Here is a 3,581-nt window from a genome sequence, read left to right as displayed (position 1 = left end):
CAGCCTGCGGCGTCCGGCCACAAGGGCCAGCAGAAAGGGCAGCGTAAACAAATACCGCAGCGAGGAGCTCCAAGCCCAGCTTCCTCCAGACAGCTCCATCCGGCGGTTTAATACGAAGGTAATGGCAAAAAACAGCGCCGAACAGACGCCAAGCAGCAACGGTCTCAAATCATCAGCTCATTTCTCTGTATCTTGTTTTATCAAAATTATAACAACATCAACCTCTATGTCTATACCAAAAAACGCCTCCATCCTGCTGCCGCAGAGAATAGGAAGGCGCCATTTTACGTTAATATGAGACTGATTTACTCTCATTCGCACTGCTGATTTTTGCTGCAAAATTATTTTGTCAGAGTCTTGTCAATGCTTCTGCTTTTGCTCTTCCAGCCGGTCCACGCCAACCGTATGCACATCCGTCGGCCGCGAGCCGACCTGAACCGTCGCCATGCCGTTTGCGGCATCCACATGCTCAATCCAAACGGGCTTCCCGTCAAGATGTACAGCGATGTTATCTTTGGAAGCGAAAATATCCTGCGCCCGTTGTACGTCCATTCCTTTATTCCTCCCTTGTAAGCTGATCCGCGTCCAGATTGTCCGTCCCTGGAACAATATCCTCTTCCCGCCGCCGGGCGGTAAGCTCTTCCCAGTCCACCGAAGTTCCGGGTATTTCCGAACCGCTCTCTTTTTCCTGCCATCCGCTGTCCATCCGCATTTCCCCTATCTCGTCGCGCCAAGATTTGCCGTAATCGGACGGTGTTATGTTCCCCAGCCGTGAACCAATCTATGCAAAGGACCGGCTTAACCGAAATTCTTCAAGGTGTAAAAAGACACCCGCCGCTCATACTAAGCCAAAGCCGAATTTTTCAGTTAGCCCCACAAAATGAGGACTGCGCTTATGACTTTAAAAAATGAGGTGTTATTCAATGCATACCGTTTGGAAAGGCGCCATCAGCTTCGGGCTTGTACATGTGCCGGTCAAAATGTTCTCGGCCACCGAAGATAAAGATGTATCGCTGCGTTATATTCACAAAGCATGCGGCAGCCCCTTGTCCTATGTGCGTAAATGCCCTGTCTGCGACAAGGAAGTGGCCTGGGAGGAAATCGGCAAGGGCTATGAGTATGAAAAAGGGAAATTCGTGATCTTCGACAAGGACGAGCTTGACGCGCTGACGGAAGAAAGCACCAAGAATATTACGATTCTTGACTTTGTGGATTTGAAGGATATCGATCCGATTTATTTTCAAAAAACGTATTATTTGTCTCCTGATCAGGCCGGGGCAGGCGCTTACCGGCTATTGATGGAGGCGATGCGCCAGACGGGGAAAATCGGAGTCGCCAAAATATCGATCCGCTCCAAAAGCAGCCTTGCGGCTATTCGGGTGCTGGAGAACTGTCTCTCCATTGAAACGATGTTCTATCCGGATGAGATCCGGCCCGTCTCCCAAGTGCCGAGCCTGCCGGAAGCCGGAGCGGTAAACGACAAAGAGCTGGATATGGCCAAGCTGCTCATTTCTCAGCTGTCGACTCCATTCGAACCGGAGAAATATACGGATGATTACCGCAAGCGGATGCTTGATCTGATTGCAAGCAAAGTGGCCGGTGAAGAAATCCGCATTGCTCCGGCGCGGCAGGAAACCAATGTCATCGATCTGATGGCCGCGCTTCAGGCCAGCATCAAGGCAGTGCAGCATGTTCCGTCCGATCCGGGAACATCGCCGGGAGCTGTCGCCGCCAAACCGCGCAAAGCGGCAGTCGGACGAAAAAAAGCTGCGCCGAAAGATTCCGGCGAGCCCGCACCGGGCGCGGGAGCTGACGGAAGCGCGGCGGCAAACGAGGCGGCAGTTCCGCTTCCCGATGCCGACCCCGTAATCGCACCCAAGCCGAAACGCCGCAGCGCAAAGAGCAAGCAGACGGTATCGTAGGATCGCCTATGAAATTTCAGCCCATCATTCCGTTTGAGCCGCTAATGACAGACCGGCTGCCCGAGGGAGATCAGTGGATTGCCCAGATCAAATGGGATGGCGTCCGCATGGTCTCCTACTATGACGGAAATTCCACCGAACTGATCAACCGGCGGGGAAATAACCGCACAAGACAGTATCCTGAACTCGCCGATGCTGGCCGCTACTGCAGGGCCGTTTCCGCGATTTTGGATGGTGAAATCATCGCCCTCAGCGGAGGAAAGCCGTCCTTTCATGAGATCATGCGCCGGGACAGTCTGAAGAAAGATTCCGCCATTGCTTCCATGGTGCGGCAGATTCCGGTTCTGTACATGGTGTTCGACATTGTATACTGCAACGGAGAATGGCTTCTTGACCGGCCGTTATCCGAACGTCAGCATCTGCTGGAAGAAATACTGTTGCCTCACCCGCATGTGCAGACCGTGCCGAGCTACAGCGATCCCGCCGCGCTCTTGTCCACTGCCAGGGCCAACGGGCTTGAGGGTATTGTCTGCAAGGAGCTTACGAGCCTCTATACACCGGGCGGAAAAGACAAACGCTGGCTTAAGCGCAAAATCATTTTCGATCTCAATGCCGTCGCTGGAGGCGTCACGTTTCGGGACGGCATCGTTAACGCTCTGCTGCTCGGCTTGTATGACGCTGACGGGCGGCTCCATTATATCGGACATGCGGGAACAGGGAAGCTGACCGTGAAGGATTGGCGGGATTTAACCTCTCTCGCGCACAGCCTTGCCATAGGCGATATGCCGTTTGCTTCCCTGCCGCAGCGGGTCAAGGGCGCGTTCTGGATCAGGCCGGAGCTGGTATTCAAGATCCACTTTTTAGAATGGAACACATCCGGTACACTGCGCCAACCCAGCATTCAGGCAAGAGTCGATATTTCACCTGAAGAATGCCGGCTGCCGGAACGTTTGGCGGAAGTCTGAGGAAGGAGGAATGCTGATATGCCAACCGCCGTCAAAGGCTCCATCACCATTGAAGGGCAGGAAGTCTCCATCACCAATCCGGATAAGCCGCTGTGGCCCGAACAGGGAATAACCAAACGCATCTATCTGGAAAAGCTTGCCGCCCTGTCGCCATACTTGCTGCGCTATCTTAATCAACGGCTGCTTACGGTCATACGCTACCCGCACGGAGTCACCGGAAAGTCCTTTTACCAGAAAAACGCCCCGGACCCGCTGCCGCCCTATATTCGCACTGTCATGCATGACGGCATCAACTATATTACGCTGGACGGGCTGCCCGGACTGCTCTGGCTCGGCAATTCGGCCGCTCTGGAATATCATCCCTCGCTGCATTACGCAGGCAGCAGCCTGCCGTGTGAATGGATGATTGATATTGATCCTTCGCGGGAGGTTGAGCCTCGCATCATGGAGGCAGCGGCCATTGTCGGAGACGTGCTGAATTCGCTCGGACTGGCTTCAGTGCCGAAGACTTCGGGAGCGACCGGCGTGCAGATTATCGTCCCGATCCGATCCGGAGTTACCTTTGATGAGCTTAGGAAGGTCGGACATTTTGTCGGCAGGTATGTGACTGAGAAGCATCCGGAGCTGTTCACGCTGGAGCGGCTGAAGAAACAGCGCGGCGACAAAATCTATTTCGATTACCTTCAGCATTACG

General features: G+C 54.0%; 5 protein-coding genes and 1 pseudogene. 3 read left to right on the top strand and 3 right to left on the bottom strand.

Features of this window, described 5'->3' with window-relative positions:
* The 3 genes and pseudogenes from L691_RS32085 to L691_RS32080 form a co-directional block, all read right to left on the bottom strand.
* Positions 1-168: pseudogene (locus L691_RS32085) on the bottom strand (multidrug resistance efflux transporter family protein); the annotation flags it as partial.
* A gap of 192 nt (positions 169-360) precedes the next feature.
* Positions 361-552 carry an H-type small acid-soluble spore protein gene (locus L691_RS0116470; protein WP_025691539.1) on the bottom strand — a complete coding sequence of 64 codons (192 nt, stop codon included), beginning with the start codon at positions 550-552 and terminating at the stop codon, positions 361-363.
* Between the two features lie 4 nt (positions 553-556).
* Positions 557-706, bottom strand: a complete 150-nt coding sequence (locus tag L691_RS32080) for a hypothetical protein (RefSeq protein WP_156934259.1) — start codon at positions 704-706, stop codon at positions 557-559.
* Positions 707-923: 217 nt separating this feature from the next.
* On the opposite strand from L691_RS32080, the gene ku reads away from it, so the two are divergent.
* The 3 genes from ku to L691_RS0116450 form a co-directional block, all read left to right on the top strand.
* The gene (gene ku, locus L691_RS0116460) at positions 924-1,922 is read left to right on the top strand and encodes a non-homologous end joining protein Ku (RefSeq protein ID WP_025691538.1); all 999 of its coding nucleotides are present in this window, start codon (positions 924-926) and stop codon (positions 1,920-1,922) included.
* An 8-nt stretch (positions 1,923-1,930) separates the two neighbouring features.
* On the top strand, positions 1,931-2,887 hold the full coding sequence (locus tag L691_RS0116455; protein WP_025691537.1) for an ATP-dependent DNA ligase: 957 nt from the start codon (positions 1,931-1,933) through the stop codon (positions 2,885-2,887).
* A gap of 18 nt (positions 2,888-2,905) precedes the next feature.
* Positions 2,906-3,581, top strand: a 676-nt coding sequence (locus L691_RS0116450) for a DNA polymerase domain-containing protein (RefSeq protein ID WP_025691536.1), incomplete at its 3' end; no start/stop codon positions are given.

The sequence above is a fragment of the Paenibacillus zanthoxyli JH29 genome (assembly GCF_000520715.1).
Lineage (GTDB): Bacteria > Bacillota > Bacilli > Paenibacillales > Paenibacillaceae > Paenibacillus_AQ > Paenibacillus_AQ zanthoxyli.
The sequence above is the reverse complement of the archived record's forward strand: the minus strand, read 5'-3'. Positions and strand labels throughout refer to the sequence as shown.

What these genes read in the sequence shown, in the direction of transcription:
- L691_RS32080 (WP_156934259.1), bottom strand. Translation starts at nt 706, where the DNA reads ATGGACAGCGGATGGCAGGAAAAAGAGAGCGGTTCGGAAATACCCGGA.
- L691_RS0116455 (WP_025691537.1), top strand. Translation starts at nt 1,931, where the DNA reads ATGAAATTTCAGCCCATCATTCCGTTTGAGCCGCTAATGACAGACCGG.
- ku (WP_025691538.1), top strand. Translation starts at nt 924, where the DNA reads ATGCATACCGTTTGGAAAGGCGCCATCAGCTTCGGGCTTGTACATGTG.
- L691_RS0116470 (WP_025691539.1), bottom strand. Translation starts at nt 552, where the DNA reads ATGGACGTACAACGGGCGCAGGATATTTTCGCTTCCAAAGATAACATC.